This is a genomic window from Variovorax sp. KBW07 (assembly GCF_003852515.1).
GTDB lineage: Bacteria > Pseudomonadota > Gammaproteobacteria > Burkholderiales > Burkholderiaceae_C > Variovorax.
Genome location: NZ_QAJK01000183.1, coordinates 1 through 16,517, shown reverse-complemented (window position 1 = coordinate 16,517; position 16,517 = coordinate 1). Strand labels below are relative to the sequence as shown.

Annotated in this window: 14 protein-coding genes and 1 riboswitch; of the genes, 6 read left to right on the top strand and 8 right to left on the bottom strand. The window is 67.2% G+C overall.

Features of this window, described 5'->3' with window-relative positions; all coding sequences use genetic code 11:
* Positions 1-66 precede the first annotated feature (66 nt).
* The 3 genes from DBV14_RS30240 to DBV14_RS30225 form a co-directional block, all read right to left on the bottom strand.
* A complete protein-coding gene (locus DBV14_RS30240) occupies positions 67-708 on the bottom strand; it encodes an amino acid synthesis family protein (RefSeq protein WP_124465137.1) in 642 nt (213 codons plus the stop codon).
* A 21-nt stretch (positions 709-729) separates the two neighbouring features.
* Complete coding sequence (locus tag DBV14_RS30235) at positions 730-1,638, bottom strand: UPF0280 family protein (RefSeq protein WP_124465136.1); 909 nt, start codon at positions 1,636-1,638, stop codon at positions 730-732.
* 161 nt (positions 1,639-1,799) lie between these two features.
* Complete coding sequence (locus DBV14_RS30225; RefSeq protein ID WP_124465134.1) at positions 1,800-3,440, bottom strand: 6-hydroxynicotinate reductase; 1,641 nt, start codon at positions 3,438-3,440, stop codon at positions 1,800-1,802.
* Between the two features lie 312 nt (positions 3,441-3,752).
* Here DBV14_RS30225 and DBV14_RS30220 point away from each other — a divergent pair, with 312 nt between their 5' ends.
* The 3 genes from DBV14_RS30220 to DBV14_RS30210 are packed head-to-tail and all read left to right on the top strand — an operon-like array spanning position 3,753 to position 6,475.
* Complete coding sequence (locus DBV14_RS30220; protein WP_124465132.1) at positions 3,753-4,526, top strand: ferredoxin--NADP reductase; 774 nt, start codon at positions 3,753-3,755, stop codon at positions 4,524-4,526.
* Between the two features lie 21 nt (positions 4,527-4,547).
* Positions 4,548-5,330 carry a TetR family transcriptional regulator gene (locus DBV14_RS30215; protein ID WP_124465131.1) on the top strand — a complete coding sequence of 261 codons (783 nt, stop codon included), beginning with the start codon at positions 4,548-4,550 and terminating at the stop codon, positions 5,328-5,330.
* The gene (locus DBV14_RS30210) at positions 5,276-6,475 is read left to right on the top strand and encodes an amidohydrolase family protein (RefSeq protein ID WP_124465129.1); all 1,200 of its coding nucleotides are present in this window, start codon (positions 5,276-5,278) and stop codon (positions 6,473-6,475) included. The genes DBV14_RS30215 and DBV14_RS30210 overlap by 55 nt, the downstream gene beginning before the upstream one ends.
* A 142-nt stretch (positions 6,476-6,617) precedes the next feature.
* Here DBV14_RS30210 and DBV14_RS30205 read toward each other — a convergent pair whose 3' ends face one another.
* The 4 genes from DBV14_RS30205 to metH all read right to left on the bottom strand — a co-directional run bounded on the left by DBV14_RS30205 (position 6,618) and on the right by metH (position 12,753).
* Positions 6,618-7,013 carry a GtrA family protein gene (locus tag DBV14_RS30205; protein WP_124465127.1) on the bottom strand — a complete coding sequence of 132 codons (396 nt, stop codon included), beginning with the start codon at positions 7,011-7,013 and terminating at the stop codon, positions 6,618-6,620.
* Complete coding sequence (locus DBV14_RS30200) at positions 7,010-8,008, bottom strand: glycosyltransferase family 2 protein (protein ID WP_124465125.1); 999 nt, start codon at positions 8,006-8,008, stop codon at positions 7,010-7,012. Before DBV14_RS30200 ends, DBV14_RS30205 begins: the two co-directional genes overlap by 4 nt.
* The gene (locus DBV14_RS30195; RefSeq protein ID WP_124465123.1) at positions 8,005-9,870 is read right to left on the bottom strand and encodes a glycosyltransferase family 39 protein; all 1,866 of its coding nucleotides are present in this window, start codon (positions 9,868-9,870) and stop codon (positions 8,005-8,007) included. The genes DBV14_RS30200 and DBV14_RS30195 overlap by 4 nt, the downstream gene beginning before the upstream one ends.
* 63 nt (positions 9,871-9,933) lie before the next feature.
* On the bottom strand, positions 9,934-12,753 hold the full coding sequence (gene metH / locus DBV14_RS30190; RefSeq protein ID WP_260397279.1) for a methionine synthase: 2,820 nt from the start codon (positions 12,751-12,753) through the stop codon (positions 9,934-9,936).
* Between the two features lie 22 nt (positions 12,754-12,775).
* Positions 12,776-12,851, bottom strand: a riboswitch (S-adenosyl-L-homocysteine riboswitch).
* A gap of 133 nt (positions 12,852-12,984) precedes the next feature.
* On the opposite strand from metH, the gene DBV14_RS30185 reads away from it, so the two are divergent.
* Positions 12,985-14,043 (top strand): triacylglycerol lipase, encoded by a 1,059-nt coding sequence (locus tag DBV14_RS30185; protein ID WP_124465121.1) that lies wholly within the window; start codon positions 12,985-12,987, stop codon positions 14,041-14,043.
* A 27-nt stretch (positions 14,044-14,070) separates the two neighbouring features.
* On the top strand, positions 14,071-15,009 hold the full coding sequence (locus DBV14_RS30180) for a lipase secretion chaperone (RefSeq protein WP_124465120.1): 939 nt from the start codon (positions 14,071-14,073) through the stop codon (positions 15,007-15,009).
* 20 nt (positions 15,010-15,029) lie between these two features.
* Here DBV14_RS30180 and DBV14_RS30175 read toward each other — a convergent pair whose 3' ends face one another.
* On the bottom strand, positions 15,030-15,467 hold the full coding sequence (locus DBV14_RS30175; protein WP_124465118.1) for a PACE efflux transporter: 438 nt from the start codon (positions 15,465-15,467) through the stop codon (positions 15,030-15,032).
* 100 nt (positions 15,468-15,567) lie between these two features.
* On the opposite strand from DBV14_RS30175, the gene DBV14_RS30170 reads away from it, so the two are divergent.
* Positions 15,568-16,482: a LysR family transcriptional regulator gene (locus tag DBV14_RS30170; protein ID WP_124465116.1), complete on the top strand. Its 915-nt coding sequence runs from the start codon at positions 15,568-15,570 to the stop codon at positions 16,480-16,482.
* Positions 16,483-16,517: the final 35 nt, after the last annotated feature.

Genomic DNA, 16,517 nt, shown 5'->3' with positions numbered 1-16,517 from the left:
CGGCGCGGGCGGCGCCCTGAACAGCAGCAGCGCCAAAACGACCCCGACGAACAGAACGACAGGAAGTCATCTCAGTCCGTCCCACTTGCTGATGTCCTTGGCGAGCAACCCACCCACGCGAGCGTGGATGCGATAGCCCGTGCTCATCGCAAGGATGAAGACGATCTCGTCAGCAACCGGCGCACCCGGCACACGCACCTCGATTGAGTCGAACTGGCCTCGCACGTAGCTCGCGTTGATGTTGGTCAGCGGCACGTCGAGCGCGGCTCCGGGCGGGCCGACCTTCTTGGTCGAGGGCACGATCGACAGCGCATTGCCTGGCTGGCCGGTCTTTTCTTCGGCCTTGCCTGCGGTGTATGCCGCGCGGCTGCCCTTCCAGCCCAGCAGTTCGCGCATGGCATAGCCGCCGGGTACGTGCCACAGCGCGCCGTGTTCCAGCTCGCCGTCGGCGCCGACGATCGCGCCCTTGCCGTAGGTTGCGATCTGCTCCAGCGGCACGTCCATGGCGGCGTGCAGCTTGTGCGCCATGTCGACGCCCACGGGGTCGAGCAACGCCATCATCGGGAGGATGTCGGGCTCGTAGCGGCCGGCGAAGGGATTGGTCAGCACCGCACCGATGGCGCCACGCACCAACGGCGTGTCGGCACGCGGTCCGAACTCGTGGTGGATGTGCTCGACATGGGTGAAGACGCGACGGATTTCGATCATGAAAAAGAACCTTGCTTTTCGTTAAGCAAATACTGAACCAACTGTCTTTGGCAGCTCTGTCTTGAGCGCCTTCGAGCATAAGGGCTCGACGAGTTTCCACTGCCCCTGGCAAACGAGTAGAACGGCCCACACCAGCCCGCCTTTTTGCAGCACCTTCGCGCAGATCGCGCCCGTATCGAGTGCGCTCCTGACCTGCGACGGTGCAAGGGTCGGCACGTCGACGGTGACGAGGGTGTCGCCCAGGTCGCTGTCGTCCTTGCATTCACTTGCGGGCCGGCGCCGGATGGCGTCGTCGTCGACATCGACGGCGTTGGCGATCACGGTGGCGGCGGCGTCGGCCTGCGCCGCGGTGGCGGCCAACACCGTCACGCTGTCGGCGATGCCCAGCGAAAAACTGCGGCCGCGCCAGCCGCTGGTGGCCACGCCGCGCACGGGCTGGTCGGCGCGCAGTTCGAACTGGCCGTCGGTGGTGAGCAGGCCGCTGTTTTCGCGCCAGTCGAAGCGTGCGATGTCGGCGAACACGCCGACGCGCGCGCTGTTGCGGCCGGGCGCGAGGTGCAGCGCGATGTCGCCGCCGTTGTTGATCCACGCGCGCTCGATGCCGGGGCGGTCGTAGAACGCGATCAGCTCCTGCGCGACCGAGCCGGCCACGGAGGCCATGGGTGTGATGAACATCGGCGAGAACGCGGCGCAGGCGTCCCACATGCGGCGCGCGACAACGCCGCGCGGGCGCATCTTGTCGGTGACCGGCAGGCGCAGCAGCGGCAGCTCCTGCACCAGTTCGTCGAGCACATGCGCAAAGCGTGCCCAGGCGGCGTCGTGCGCGGCCGCGACGGCGTACGGGTCGCCGTACGCCTCGGCCACGATGTCGATGGGACCGTGGTTGAAGTGCCAGCGGTCTTTGTCGAGGGCTGTGCGTTGGGCGGTCATGGTTCGCACCCGGGGTTCACGCATTTCTCCCTCCCCTTCCGGGGGAGGGCCGGGGTGGGGGCACGCGGCGCATCCATGGGGCACGGGGGCAGCCCCCATCCCAGCCTTCCCCCAAAGGGGGAAGGAGCGGAAGCCACTGCAAGCTGCGAGGCGGGCATCGCTCAGCCCAGCATCGGCGCGTGACCCAACGGCCACGGATTGGCATCGTCCATGACGAGCCACTGGCGCGCGAGCGGTGCGCCGTCTTCCTGCCACGCGCCGCGCGCAAGCGCCTGTTCGAGCGAGAAGATGTGGCCCATGTGGCCGCCGAGCGCTTCGTAGTCGTCGCGCCGCATGCTGAACTCGATGGGCGCGACGATGGCCGGCGTGGGCACGGTGCCGAAGCTGTTGTCGGGCATGCGCATGACGTCGGCCATGACGGTGATGCCGCCGCCGGGCCACACATAGGCCGGCGCGCCGCCACAGGTGACGTTGACCAGCGCGCGCTTGATGGCACGCGTGAGCAGCACGGGGTTTTCGGTGACGCCCGCACGCAGGCTGCCGCCGGCACCGCCAAGGAACAGCACGGTGCACAGCGAGGGTTCGCAGTTCTCGCCGATGCGATCGACGATGCGCTTCACTTCGGCGGGCATCGGTTGCTCGATGGGCTTCAGTGCCTCGTCGAGCACGTACCACTGCGCATGTTCGCCGGTGGTCGATGTCATGAGCAGGCGCAGGCCGGGGCGCGCCACGCCCTCTTCCCAACCTTCGATGATTGCCAGCGGATCGGCGATGTCGGTGCCGCCCCAGCCGTTGCCCGGGTTGGCCACCTGGAAGTAGCGGCCCGGCGTCGATTTGCGGCCCAGCATCTGGATGCCCGAGGGCGCCATGTCGAGGCAGCGGCCGGCCTGGTGCTCGGTGAGCACGCCGGTGATGTGGTCGTCGACCACCACCACCTCGTCGGCCACGCCCGCGAACTGCCGCGCGAAGATGCCGACCGCCGCCGAGCCGCAGCCCACGCGCATGCGCTGCTCTTCGACGCCGTTGACGATGGGCGCCTTGCCGGCCTGGATGACGAGCGTGGAGCCGCCGTCGATGGTGCACTCCACGGCCTTCTTGTTGCCCAGCAACTGCATCAGCTCGGCCGTCATGCGGCCTTCTTTCTTGCTGCCGCCGGTGAGGTGGTGCACGCCGCCCAGCGAGAGCATCTGCGAGCCGTATTCGGCGGTGGTGACGTGGCCCACCACTTCGCCGCGATAGCGCACGTTGGCCTGCTCGGAGCCGAGGAAACGATCGGTGTCGATCTTCACCTTGAAGCTGCAGTAGCTGAAGATGCCTTCGGTGACGACGGTGACCATGTCGACGCCCCGGGCCTTGGAGGCCACGATGAAAGGAGCGGGCTTGTAGTCGGGGTAGGTGGTGGACGAGCCCACGCCGGTGACGAAAACCTCGTCGGCATGCAGCAGGTCGCCATTCCAGTCGGGGGCGGCAACTTCATTCGCCGCGTCCGCAGTTTCCGCAGCGGGCTCAGCCGCGGCGCGACTGAAAGGCACCAGCGCCGGCGCATCGGCCGCAATGGCGCGGCGCAGCAGCACCACGGGGTCGACGCGCACCAGCACGCCTTCCCGGTTGGCATAGCGGTCGCATGCGCCGGTGCGGCCTTCGGAGATCTGGCACAGCACCGGGCAGGCGTTGCACTCGACCTTGGCCGTGCTCATGCGCTCGTTGCGCGGCGGCGCCTTGCCGAAGGCGCTGCCGCCGGCTTCGGCGACCACCGGCATGTCCATGCCGGGCAATCCGTCTGTCTTGGTGTGTTCTGTCATCGGGGCGATCTCGTGGGCGTGTGTCGGGCAATACCGTTCGGCGAGGGTTGCAACAAACGTGCCGTCAGCCCGCTTGTGCGGCGACTTCCGTTTGTGTAGCATTCCCTACACTTTCATGTTGCATTCACTACATCAAAGGTCAATGTAGCAAACGGGCCCGATGCTTGCAATGGTGTTTTCTCGCGGTGTTCATCGGGGTTTTTCCGACCAACGACAATGGAGGGTTGCCAGCCGGCCGACGGCCAACGCCCCGCAGGCGTGCATTTCGGCTCAGCCACCTTTCCCTGTCTTCAACCAACACTTGAGTTCTGTATGAGTGCATTCAGCGAAGAACGCGTCCTGAGCGTCCACCACTGGACCGACCGCCTGTTCACCTTCACCACCACGCGCGACCCCGCGCTGCGCTTCTCGAACGGTCATTTCACGATGATCGGCCTGAAGGTCAACAACAAGCCCCTGCTGCGCGCGTACAGCATCGTGAGCCCCAACTACGAGGAGCATCTCGAGTTCCTGAGCATCAAGGTCGAAGAAGGCCCGCTCACCTCGAAGCTGCAGCACATCCAGGTGGGCGACACCATCATCGTGGGCCGCAAGCCCACGGGCACGCTGCTGATCGACTACACGCTGCCGGCCAAGCGCCTGTACCTGTTCGGCACGGGCACCGGCCTCGCACCGTTCATGAGCATCATCCGCGACCCCGACACGTACGAGAAGTTCGAGCAGGTCGTCCTGGTGCACGGCGTGCGCCAGGTCGATGAACTGGCTTACCACGACCTCGTGACCGACCACCTGCCCAAGCACGAGATCCTGGGCGAGATGATCGAGAAGCAGCTGCTCTACTACCCCACGGTCACGCGCGAGGAGTTCCGCAACCAGGGCCGCATCACCGACCTGATCGAGAGCAACAAGCTGACCGACGACCTGGGCCTGCCACCGCTGAACGTCGAGGAAGACCGCGTCATGCTGTGCGGCAGCCCCGGCCTGCTGGTCGACCTGAAGCACATCCTGGAAAAGCGCGGCTTCAAGGAAGGCAACACCTCGACGCCAGGCGACTTCGTGGTCGAACGCGCCTTCGCCGAAAAGTAAGCCAGGGACGCCGCGCGCACGATGGCCGACAGCCGCACCGCCACGAAGCTGACCAAGCCCCAGCGCCGCACCGGCGTGCGCGAGGCCGCGGCGCAAGCCACGCGCGACAGCATCCTGAAGTCGGCGACCAAGGTGTTCGCCAAGTACGGCTACGACGGCGGCAGCGTGGAGAAAATCTCCAAGGCCGCCAAGTCGTACGACCGGATGATCTACTACTACTTCGGCAGCAAGGAAGGCCTCTTCATTGCCGTGCTCGAAGGCATCTACCAGCGCATGGACGACGCCGAGGCGGCCATTGCGCTCGACGCTTCGCGTCCCGTGGAGGCGCTCACCGAAGTCATCCGCTTCGTGCTGGGCTACTACCGCAAGAACCCCGAGTTCGTGACGCTGCTGAACACCGAGAACCTGCACAAGGGGCGGCACATTTCGAAGTCGCTGCGGGCGCGCGAGTATTCGTCGCGGGCGGTGGCGATCATTGCCGAAATTTTGGCCAGCGGCTCGGCGCAGGGGCTGTTCCGCACCGACCTGGTGGCGCGCGACATCTACCTGCTGATTGCGTCCACCGGCTATTTCTACACCTCGAACCGGCACACGCTGACCGCCTTCCTGGGCGAGCCACTGGAGTCGCCCGAGGCGATCGCGCACTGGGAAAACTTCGTGATCGAGACCCTGCTGCGCACCGTGCGCGCCGACGACATCCAAGAACAAGACAACAGCAACTCCCCACCCCACGACGAGGACAACACGAAATGGCAGAAATCGCAGCCGGCGGCAAGTCGGGCAAGGTCGTCATCAAGAACATAGGGCTGCTGCTCTCGGGCGACATCGACAAGCCCATCCTCGACGCCGACACCATCGTGGTGAACGACGGCCTGATCGTCGCGGTCGGCAAGGAAAAAGACTGCGACCTCGAAGGCGCGCAGACCGTGATCGACGCAAGAAAGACCTGCGTGGCGCCCGGCCTGATCGACAGCCACGTGCACCCGGTGTTCGGCGACTGGACACCGCGCCAGGGCCAGATCGGCTGGATCGACTCGACCATGCACGGCGGCGTGACGACCATGATTTCGGCCGGTGAAGTGCACCTGCCCGGCCGCCCGAAAGACATCGTGGGACTGAAGGCGCTGGCCATTACCGCGCAGCGCGCCTTCGACAACTTCCGCCCCGGTGGCGTGAAGGTGCTGGCCGGCGCGCCGGTCATCGAGAAGGGCATGGTCGAGAGCGACTTCAAGGAGCTGGCCGAAGCCGGCGTGGGCCTGCTGGGCGAAGTGGGCCTGGGCTCGGTGAAGGCCGGCTACGAGGCCAAGGAAATGGTGGCCTGGGCGCGCAAGTACGGCATACAGAGCACGATCCACACGGGCGGCCCGTCGATCCCGGGCTCGGGCCTGATCGACAAGGACGTGGTGCTGGAAGCCGACGCGGACATCATCGGCCACATCAACGGCGGCCACACCTCGCTGCCCGAGGCGCATGTGTGCGAGCTGTGCGAAAAAAGCACGCGCGCCATCGAGATCGTGCACAACGGCAACGAGAAGGTCGCCATTGCGGCGGCCAAGGCGGCGCTGGAGCTGAAGTGCCCGCACCGCGTGATCCTGGGCACCGACGGGCCCGCGGGCTCGGGCGTGCAGCCGCTGGGCATCTTGCGCATGGTGGCGATGCTGTCGTCGATCGCGAACATTCCGGCCGAGCTGGTGTTCTGCTTCGCGACGGGCAACACCGCGAAAATCCGCAAGCTCAACTGCGGGCTGATCGAAGTGGGCCGCGATGCGGACTTCGTGTTCATGGACCGCGCACAGCATTCGCCCGCGCCGGGCCTGCTCGAAAGCGTGCAGTTGGGCGATATTCCGGGCGTGGGCATGGTGATGATCGACGGCATCGTGCGCTGCGGCCGCAGCCGGAACACGCCGCCCGCGACGGAGATTCCGGTGGTGGTGTCGGGCGCGCACTGAGAGGGTCCTTTTCTTTTCCCCTCTCCCTCCGGGAGAGGGCCAGGGTGAGGGCCGTGGGCCTCGCAACTTAGCGCGGACTCGATGGCCGCTTGCCCTCACCCCAACCCTCTCCCAGAGGGAGAGGGAGCAAGGCAGGGCCCCCCTAAGGCTTCGCGCGAAACACCAGATAGCGCGCCGACAGGTAATTCGCACCCATCCCCGCGAGGCTCCCTAGCGCCACGCCCAGCGCGGCGGCCCAGCGGCCTTCCACCCAGTGCAGCGTCAGCACATAGGCGCCATAGTTCAGCACAGCACCACCCGCCATGGTCGCCAGGTAGCTGAAGTATTCCCGCCAGATCGAGCCTTCCGCCGACACGCGCGCGGCGAAGGTGTAGCGGCGGTTGAAGGCCCAGGTGGTGGTCGCGGCCGCAAGGAACGAGACCACCCGCGCAACGTACCAGCCGAGCAGCGGCGCCAGCAGGTACAGCACCACCACGTCGACCACGAGGCCGATCACGCCGACCACGGCGAACGACAGAAACTCTCGCGCGAGCTTCATCGGTCGGCGCAGTGGCGCACGCCCGGAATGGCCAGGTAGCGCAGGCGCTTGGCCTCTTGCCGGCCGAGCGTGACGGTGTGCATCACGATGCCGCAGACGAAAGACAGCATGGCCGCCAGCATGGCGCCGGTCGAGAGCACCGCCGTGGGCAGCCGCGGCACCAGCCCGGTGTGCATGTAGGTCATGAAGAGCGGCACGGCCAGCGCGACCGACAGCACCATGAGCAGGCCCGCGATGATCGAGAAGAACTGCAGCGGCCGCTCGCTCACGAAGAGCTTGCAGATGGTCTTCAGGATGCGCCAGCCGTCGCGGTAGGTCGAGAGCTTGCTGTGCGAGCCCTCGGGGCGCGTGCTGTAGGTGGTGCTTTCCTCGGCATGGGGCATGCGCAGCTCCAGCGCATGCACGGTGAGCTCGGTCTCGATCTCGAAGCCGCGCGACAGGGCCGGGAACGACTTTGCATAGCGCCGCGAGAACACGCGGTAGCCCGAGAGCATGTCGGTCAGGCCGCCGCCGAAAAGCTGCACCACCGCGCCGGTGAGCAGGCGGTTGCCGAAGCGGTGGCCCTTGCGGTAGGTCAGCGCGTCCTGGCCGTCGTCGACGCGGCTGCCGACCACCATGTCGAGGTTGCCTTCGACCAGCCGGTCGATCAGGCGGCGCGCGGCGCCGGTGTCGTAGGTGGCATCGCCATCGACCATCACGTACACGTCGGCCTCGACGTCCGCGAACATGCGCCGCACCACGTTGCCCTTGCCGGGCGCGGCCACGTGCGTGACGATGGCGCCGGCCGCGCGGGCCACGGCGGCCGTGTCGTCGGTGGAGTTGTTGTCGAAGACGTGGATCTGCGCCTCGGGCAATGCCGCGCGGAAGCCCTCGACCACCTGCGCGATGGCCAGCGCTTCGTTGAAGCAGGGAATGACGGCGGCAATGCGCAGTGCCGCAGCGCCGCCGCTGCGGCCTGCGAGGGAGACGGAGGTCTTCAGGTCGGCGTCTGTCATGGGGCTGCGCTCGGAAGAATGCGGTAGGCCCGGCTGCCGTCTTTGTCGAGCAACAGGGTGAAGTAGGTGTCGAAGCCGGGCCGCGTCGCAAGGATGGGCACCATGGCCGGCGACATGACGAGGCCAGTGAAGCCCTGCTGGCCGAGCTTGCGCGCCATGTCGGCGGGCGGCAGCAGCAGGAAGTCGGCGTAGCGCCAGGGGCCGAGCGTGTCGCCCCAGATGGGATTCGGGCCGTAGTAGATGGCCTCGCTCAGCGCGACCTGGTAGACGCGGCCGGTGCCGCCGTTCTGGCGCATGTAGTCCATGACGGCATAGCCCGGCACGCTCTTGCGCAGGAAGGCTTCGCGCAGCTCGGGCGTGGGCGAGATCATCGCGACCTTGACGGCCGTCTGGCTCACCGACACGGCGGCCAGCACGGCGAGCAGCAGCACGACCACCCAGTCGCCGACGCGGGCGCCGGAGCGCGCGGTGTTGCGGCTGAGCGCGCCGTTCGACGACGCGGTTTCGCCGCCACCGTCGATGCCGCCGCCTTGCACACCCTTGCCGCCGAACACGCGGCGCGCGCCCGATGCGATCCAGCCGAACAGCACCTGCCAGCCCACGGCCGCCGTCAGCGCGAGCAAGGGGAACGAGGCCATGAGGTAGCGCGGATAGCGCGAGGTCACGACCCACACCGCGACGGAATAAAAGCAGAACCAGCCCGCCGCTCGCACCGCGGCGGAACGCTTCCACAGCGCGCTGAAAGGCAGCAGCACCACCGACCAGATCAGCGCATTGGGCATCTCGGCGTGCGCGCGCACGTCGGCGACCTGCCGCACGTAGTCGTCGGGAATCCATTCGGTGAAACCGAACACCCGCGCGCCGATGGGGTTGAAGGGGTCGCCGGTCATGACGAAGTTGCGCACGTACCAGTAGAGGCACGGGATCACGAAGCACAGCAGCGCCAGCGCCCACACCTTGGGCCGGCGCTCGTGCCGTACGACGAACAGCGCCACCAGCGGCAGGAAGACCAGCGCCTGGTACTTGGAGCCCGCCGCCACGCCGAGACAGAACGCGGCCAGCGCCAGCCAGCGCGTACCGCCGTGCCCGTTGGCTTCAGTGGGTTGGGACTCGCGCCACCACCACAGCGACACGCAGGCCGTGAGCACGAACAGCGCCACGCCCATGTCGATCAGCGCGTTGGCGTAGTCGCCCAGCCCCAGCCAGATGGCGGCACCGATGAGGCCGGTCAGCCGGCTGACGTGCAGCGTGCCCAGGCGCAGGAGCATCACCACCGACAGCGCGCCCGCCAGGCCGTTCAGGAAGTGCGGCAGCACGTCGTCGCCGACCTGCAGCGCGGCGGCGTAGAGCAGGTTGAAGTTGTACGGGAACCAGGGGTAGCGCAGCCACGCATGGATGCCCAGCGAGCCGTTCTGCGCCACCTCGCGCGCATAGGGCAGGTGGTACATCAGCTCGTCGAAGGCAGCGGGCGGTGCCAGCGGCGCCACCAGCGCGGGCAAGGCCACCAGCGCCAGCGCGACCATGGCGACGCGGTCGGCCCAGGCCCAGGGCGCAACGATGGCCGCGGCGCGCAATGCCTGCCGTTCGCGCCGTTCGCGCAGCCAGGCCGGCAGCTGCAGCGCGGCGGCCACGACGCCCGCCGCGACCAGCGCCAGCGTGGCCTGGACCTTGAAGACACCGAAGATGGCCAGCGCCTGGAATGCGCAGATGAAGAAACCGATGCCCAGGGCCACGGCCACGGCGGCTTCGAGCCAGGCGTCCCGGCGTGGAGGGGGCGCCAGTCGCGCCAGAACGGCACGGCCGGCACCCCAGCAGCTGACTACGAAAACCACCAGTGCCGCGTAGTGCGCGGCTGCAAACATCAGCTTCTGAATAACAACTCCCGGTGCCGGTCGGCCGAGCCGGCCGGCAGGTTCAAAGGACGCTCAAAGATTGGGCGCCAGCAGACGCTCGAGATCGGACTCGCTCTCCTTGCGCCGCGCTGCCTGGTCCTGCAACTGGTCGTGCCCGATCTTGCCGACGTTGAAGTAGGTTGCGTCGGGGTGGCTCAGGTAGAAACCGCTCACGCTGGCGGCGGGCATCATAGCGAGGCTTTCCGTCAGGGTCATGCCAATGTCCGCGCAGTTCAGAAGGTCGAACATCGGGCCCTTCACGCTGTGGTCGGGGCAGGCCGGGTAGCCGGGCGCCGGGCGGATGCCGCGGTATTTTTCGCCGATCATGTCCTCGTTGCTCAGGCCTTCGTCGGGCGCGTAGCCCCAGAAGTCGGTGCGCGCGCGGTGGTGCAGCATTTCGGCGAAGGCCTCGGCCAGCCGGTCGGCCAGGGCCTTGAGCATGATGGCGGAGTAGTCGTCGAGGTCGTCGATGAAATACTTTTCTTTCTTCTCGACACCCAGGCCGGCGGTCACGGCGAACACGCCCACGTAGTCTTTCAAGCCGCTGTCTTTCGGCGCGACGAAATCGGACAGGCAGCGGCTGGGGCGCATGACGCCATCGATCATCTGTTTTTCGGTCTGCTGGCGCATGCCGTACCAGGTGAGCGCCACTTCGCTGCGGGTCTCGTCGGTGTACAGCTCGATGTCGTCGTCGTTCACCGTGTTGGCGGGCCAGAAGCCGACGATGCCGGCCGCGCTGAGCCAGCGCCCTTCGATCAGGCGCTTGAGCATGCGCTGGCCGTCGGCGTACACGCGCACGGCCTCGGTGCCGACGATCTCGTCCTTCAGGATGGCCGGGAACGGGCCGGCCAGGTCCCAGGTCTGGAAGAACGGGCCCCAGTCGATGTACTTGGCAAGCTCGGTGAGGTCGAAGTTCTTGAACACGCGGCGGCCGATGAACTTGGGCACCGGCGGCGTGTAGCTGGACCAGTCGATCGGCGTCTTGTTGGCGCGCGCCTTGGCCAGCGCCCACATGGGCACCTGCTTCTTGTTGGCGTGCTGGGTGCGCACCTTCTCGTAGTCGGCGTTGATCTCATCGATGTACGCGGTGGCCTGGTCGCTGAGCAGCGACTGCGCCACGCTCACGCTGCGGGACGCGTCGGGCACGTAGACCACGGGGCCTTCGTAGTGCGGCGCAATCTTCACGGCCGTGTGCACGCGGCTGGTGGTGGCGCCGCCGATCATGAGAGGTATCTTCTTGATGCGGAAATGGTCGTCGCGCTGCATTTCGCCGGCCACGTACTGCATTTCTTCGAGGCTCGGCGTGATGAGGCCCGACAGGCCCACGATGTCCGCGCCCTCGACCTTGGCACGCGCCAGGATCTCGTGGCAAGGGACCATCACGCCCATGTTCACCACTTCGAAGTTGTTGCACTGGAGCACGACGGTGACGATGTTCTTGCCGATGTCGTGCACGTCGCCCTTCACGGTGGCGATGATGATCTTGCCCTTGGTGCGCACGTCGCGGCCCGCCGCCTCATCGCGCAGCTTTTCTTCTTCGATGTAGGGCAGCAGGTGGGCCACGGCGGACTTCATGACGCGGGCCGACTTGACCACCTGCGGCAGGAACATCTTGCCGGCGCCGAACAGGTCGCCCACGACGTTCATGCCGTCCATGAGCGGGCCTTCGATCACGTGCAACGGACGGCCGCCCGTCGCCAGGATCTGCTGGTAGGCCTCTTCGGTGTCTTCGACGATGAAGTCGGTGATGCCGTGCACCATGGCGTGCGAGAGGCGCTGGTTGACGTGCACCGGGTTCTCGGGCGTGCCGCGCCATTCGAGGCGCTTGCTTTCGTCCTTGGCGCCGCTCTTGGCGGTTTCGGCGATCTCGACGAGGCGCTCGCCGGCAGTCAAGATGGGCTCGCCTTCGGCGATCCGTGGCCGGCGGTTGAGCACCACGTCTTCCACGCGCTCGCGCAGCACGGGCTCCAGGTCGTCGTACACGCCGACCATGCCGGCGTTGACGATGCCCATGTCCATGCCCGCCTTGATGGCGTGGTACAGGAACACGGTGTGGATGGCTTCGCGCATCGGGTCGTTGCCGCGGAAGCTGAAGCTCACGTTGCTCACGCCGCCCGACACCTTGGCGCCCGGCAGGTTTTCCTTGATCCAGCGCACGGCGTTGATGAAGTCGACCGCGTAGTTGTCGTGCTCCTCGATGCCGGTGGCAATGGCGAAGATGTTCGGGTCGAAGATGATGTCCTCGGGCGGGAAGCCCACCTCGTCGACCAGGATGCGGTAGGCCCGCTCGCAGATCTCGACCTTGCGCGCAAAGGTGTCGGCCTGGCCCTTTTCGTCGAAGGCCATGACCACGGCGGCGGCGCCGTAGCGGCGCACCAGCTTGGCCTCGTGCTTGAACTTGTCGACGCCCTCCTTCATGGAGATGGAGTTGACGATGCCCTTGCCCTGGATGCAGCGCAGCCCGGCCTCGATGACGTCCCACTTGGAGCTGTCGACCATGACCGGCACGCGCGCGATGTCGGGCTCGCTGGCGATGAGGTTGAGGAAGCGGACCATGGCGACCTTGCTGTCGAGCATGGCCTCGTCCATGTTGATGTCGATGACCTGGGCGCCGTTCTCGACCTGCTGGCGCGCAACGGCCAGGGCCTCTTCGAACTGGCCATTCAGGATCATCCGCGCGAAGGCCTTGGAGCCGGTGACGTTGGTGCGCTCGCCGATGTTGACGAACAGCGTGCCCTGGCCGATGGCGACCGGTTCGAGACCGGACAGCTTCATGGGAGGGGGCGCAACGACAGGCGCGGAGAGATCGGAAGAAGCGGAAGAGGGAGCGGGAATCTGGGGAGTTTGAGACATGGCCTCACCTGCGGAAAAGTCAAACAGGCGAGCGTCGTTGTCGCCCCAAGCCTGACGGTTTGCCTCTGTGGCAAGCCGCTGCAACGCTCCTTGGGAAGTCGCGCATTTTAGGTCGATTCGGCCAGCCACGGGGAAAACCCCAGTTTCAAATCCGGCGTCGCTCCAGAGAATGCGGCCACCGTTTCAGAACGAACGTTCGTGTTTTTCAACCAACGTAAGGGAGAGCGCCATATGGCCAGGAAGTGGAATGCCCGGCTGCAGCATGCAGCCAACCCGATGCGCACCGTGGCGCTTTGCTGCGGTCTTGTGGTCGGCGCAGCCGCCGCGACCCTGGCGGCGAACAACGCCCATGCCGCCGCCGCCGACTCGTCGACGCTGGTCCAGGCCCGCGTGACCTCCGACACGGCAAAGACCAGGTACCCGATCGTGCTGGTCCACGGCCTTCTGGGCTTCGACAACCTGCTGGGCGTCGACTACTTCTACGACATTCCCGGCAAGCTGGCCGGCGCGGGCGCCAAGGTCTACGTGGCCCAGGTGTCGGGCACCAACACCTCCGAGATCCGCGGCGAGCAGCTGCTGCAGGAACTCAAGACCCTGCGCGTGCTGGCGAAAGACCCAGCGCTCAAGTTCAACCTGATCGGCCATTCGCAGGGCGCGCCCACGGTGCGCTACGTGGCGGCGGTGGCGCCGGACATGGTGGCGTCGGTCACCTCGGTGGGCGGCGCGAACGGCGGCTCGAAGGTGGCGGACCTGCTGGCCAGGCTGCCCGACAGCAGCATCGCCCAAGGCATCGCGGTGACGGCCATCGGGCTGCTCACGAACCTGATCGGCTTCCTGTCGGGCAAGGACCCGAGCCAGCTGCCCGAGGTGCCGCTGAATGCACTGGCGTCGCTCACCACCGAGGGCGGCGCGGCCTTCGACAAGAAATTTCCGCAGGGGCGTCCCGCCGTGGGCTCGTCGTGCGACGTGAAGAGCGGCCCGGCCGTGGCCAACGGCGTGCGCTACTACTCGTGGTCGGGCGTCTCGACCAGCTTCAACCTGTTCGACCCGAGCGACACGGCCCTGTCGGCGCTGGGCACCCTCTTCTACTTCGGCGAGGCCAACGACGGCCTGCTCGCGGCCTGCACCACGCGCCTGGGCACGCACCTGGGCGACTACCGCCAGAACCACCTGGACGAGGTCAACCAGGCGTTCGGCAACACCTACGGCAGCCAGTTCCCGTACTACGAGAAGAAGCCGCCGGAACTCTTCAAGGACCAGGCCGCCCGGCTGAAGAGCGCGGGCCTCTGACCGGGGCACACACAGGCACACACGGGCATGCGCGGCAGGCACTGGGGTTTCTGGGCTGTTGGCGCGGCGCTGCTGGTCGCGGTCGGCGGCGGCTGGCTGGCCACGAGCCCCGGTGCGATCGATCCGGTCGATGCATCCCGGGCGGCCGGCCGCGAGGCCACCGCAGCCACGCCAACCACCGAGCCCCGGCCGGTGCAAACCACCGCCGCGCCCGATGGCCTGCTGACCAGCGAACTGATCGCGGTTTTCGACAGGGTGCTCTCCGAGGCACAGGCCGACAGCAAGGCCACGCTGATGGCCCGCGCACCCGCCCTGCTTGCCAAATACCTGCGCGAAGACTGGCGCGTGCGCGCGCTCGGCCTGCTGGAGCGCTATGTCGACATGCAGGAAGCCTTGCAGGCCCTGCAGCCGCCCACGACGCCCGGCGACCCCGCCTTCCTGCGCCGCGGCCTGCAGGCGCGCGAGGAGGTACGCAGGCGCTACTTCGCTCCCGAGGAAATCGAAGGCCTGTTCGGCGACCAGATCCGGCAAGACCACTTCATGGCCGACAAGATGGAACTGCTCGCCAACGGCAACCTCACGCCCGAGCAGCGGGCCGCCGCCCTTGCGCAGAGCGAGCAGGCCTGGCTGACGCCGGAGCAGCGCGCGGTGCGCAAGGACGCCGTGGCGCACGTCGATGTGATGCGCCAGACCCAGGCGCTGGACGCGCGCGGCGCCACCCCGCAGGAGCGCTTTGCCGCACGCAACGAGGCCTACGGCTACGAGGTGGCGCGCGGGCTGGCCACGCTCGATCTGGAAAACCAGGAATGGAATGCCCGGCTCGACCGGTATGCCAGGGCCTCCGAGGCCGAGCAGGCCCAGCTGCGCGAGACGCTCTTCAACGACACCGAGCGCCTGCGCCTGAGCGGTGCCCTGGCGATGCGCGCCCTGGCTGCCGCGCCCAAGCCGGCAGGCCAAGGCGGCTAAACGGCTAAGTAAGCGCAGGCTTACGCGGGTTGCGCTTCGCCCATGGCCGAGGCCGGCAGGCCGAAGATGCGGTCGAAGGCCCAGTTGAAGACGAAGGTGTAGACCAGGAAGAACACCACCAGGCCCAGGTCCATCACCAGCGCCTGCCAGAGCGACACGCCCAGGCCCCAGGCGAACATCGGCACCAGGAACGCGATCAGCCCGCCTTCGAAACCGATGGCATGGGCAATGCGGCGGCGCACGCTGCGGCCCCGCACCACCTGGCGCGATTCCCAGCGCTCGAACAGCGCATTGAAGACCAGGTTCCAGATCACCGCGATGACCGAGGCGGCCACCGCCAGCATGCCGGAATGGCCGAGCCCGGCGTCCGTCATCAGTGCCAGGCCGGCGCTGGCGGCCACGATGGCGATCCCTTCGTAAAGGGAGATGTAAACGATCCGACGCTGAATGCCCTGCATGACTGTTTCTCTGTATGTTTGACTTCGATGGACGGACTTTATTTGCTATTTACTGATATATAAAGTTAACTTATTTCAGTTTTATTGATAGGTCGGCGCCATGGCGTTCTCCAGCGACACCGTCGAAGTCTTTCTCGCCGTGATCGACCACGGCTCTTTTTCGGCCGCCGCGCGGGCCCTGCACCGGGTGCCGTCGGCCATCAGCATGGCCATTGCCAACCTCGAGGCCGAGCTCGACCTGCCGCTGTTCGACCGCCGCGGCCGCGAGCCCCAGCCCACCGCCGCCGCCCGCTCGCTGGAGCCTCAGGCGCGGCTGCTGGCCGCCCAGCTCAAGCAGCTGCACGTGCAGGCGCTGGCGCTCACCCAGGGGCTGGAAGACCGGCTCACGCTGGCCATTGCGCCCGAGTTGCTGGCCGCCCCGTGGAGCGGCCCGCTGGCCGAGCTGGCGCAGGAATACCCGTTGCTGCAGGTGGAAGTGCTGGCCGCGCCGCAGGCCGATGCGCTGGCATTGCTGCACAGCGGCCGGGCCCAACTGGCGCTGGTGTTCGAACGCCCGAGCCTCGACGGCCGCGAGGGCTTTCAGGAAGTCGGCAGCGACACCATGGTGGCCGTGATGGCGCCCGACCACCCCGTGCTGCTCGCGGCCGCCGGCGAGCGGCTGCGCGAGGAGCACCTGACCAACACCCGGCAGATCGTGGTGGCCGGCCGCGACCTGGCCACCAGCGACCCGCGCTTCGTGTTCGCGCGCCATGTCTGGCGCACCGACAACGCGCTGGCCGCGCTGAGCCTGATCACCGCGGGGCTGGGCTGGGGCTGGCTGCCGCGCAACTTTGCGCGGCCGCACGTGGCGGCGGGCGCGCTGGTCGAGATTCCGTTCGAGAACCTCAGCAACGGGCTCGACCTGTGGGTCGACGTGGTGTGGTCACGCGAACGACCGCTGGGCCTGGGAGCGCAGCGCTTCGTGGCGCTGATTGCGCGGGACCGTCAGGCGGCTGCGCACGCTGCCGCTGCTTAGAGGGTCCGATGCGGGGTCATTCTTGGTTTGTGCGA

Coding starts and splice junctions, on each gene's coding strand:
- DBV14_RS30240 (WP_124465137.1), bottom strand. CDS start 708: ATGATCGAAATCCGTCGCGTCTTCACCCATGTCGAGCACATCCACCAC.
- DBV14_RS30235 (WP_124465136.1), bottom strand. CDS start 1,638: ATGACCGCCCAACGCACAGCCCTCGACAAAGACCGCTGGCACTTCAAC.
- DBV14_RS30225 (WP_124465134.1), bottom strand. CDS start 3,440: ATGACAGAACACACCAAGACAGACGGATTGCCCGGCATGGACATGCCG.
- DBV14_RS30220 (WP_124465132.1), top strand. CDS start 3,753: ATGAGTGCATTCAGCGAAGAACGCGTCCTGAGCGTCCACCACTGGACC.
- DBV14_RS30215 (WP_124465131.1), top strand. CDS start 4,548: ATGGCCGACAGCCGCACCGCCACGAAGCTGACCAAGCCCCAGCGCCGC.
- DBV14_RS30210 (WP_124465129.1), top strand. CDS start 5,276: ATGGCAGAAATCGCAGCCGGCGGCAAGTCGGGCAAGGTCGTCATCAAG.
- DBV14_RS30205 (WP_124465127.1), bottom strand. CDS start 7,013: ATGAAGCTCGCGCGAGAGTTTCTGTCGTTCGCCGTGGTCGGCGTGATC.
- DBV14_RS30200 (WP_124465125.1), bottom strand. CDS start 8,008: ATGACAGACGCCGACCTGAAGACCTCCGTCTCCCTCGCAGGCCGCAGC.
- DBV14_RS30195 (WP_124465123.1), bottom strand. CDS start 9,870: ATGTTTGCAGCCGCGCACTACGCGGCACTGGTGGTTTTCGTAGTCAGC.
- metH (WP_260397279.1), bottom strand. CDS start 12,753: ATGTCTCAAACTCCCCAGATTCCCGCTCCCTCTTCCGCTTCTTCCGAT.
- DBV14_RS30185 (WP_124465121.1), top strand. CDS start 12,985: ATGGCCAGGAAGTGGAATGCCCGGCTGCAGCATGCAGCCAACCCGATG.
- DBV14_RS30180 (WP_124465120.1), top strand. CDS start 14,071: ATGCGCGGCAGGCACTGGGGTTTCTGGGCTGTTGGCGCGGCGCTGCTG.
- DBV14_RS30175 (WP_124465118.1), bottom strand. CDS start 15,467: ATGCAGGGCATTCAGCGTCGGATCGTTTACATCTCCCTTTACGAAGGG.
- DBV14_RS30170 (WP_124465116.1), top strand. CDS start 15,568: ATGGCGTTCTCCAGCGACACCGTCGAAGTCTTTCTCGCCGTGATCGAC.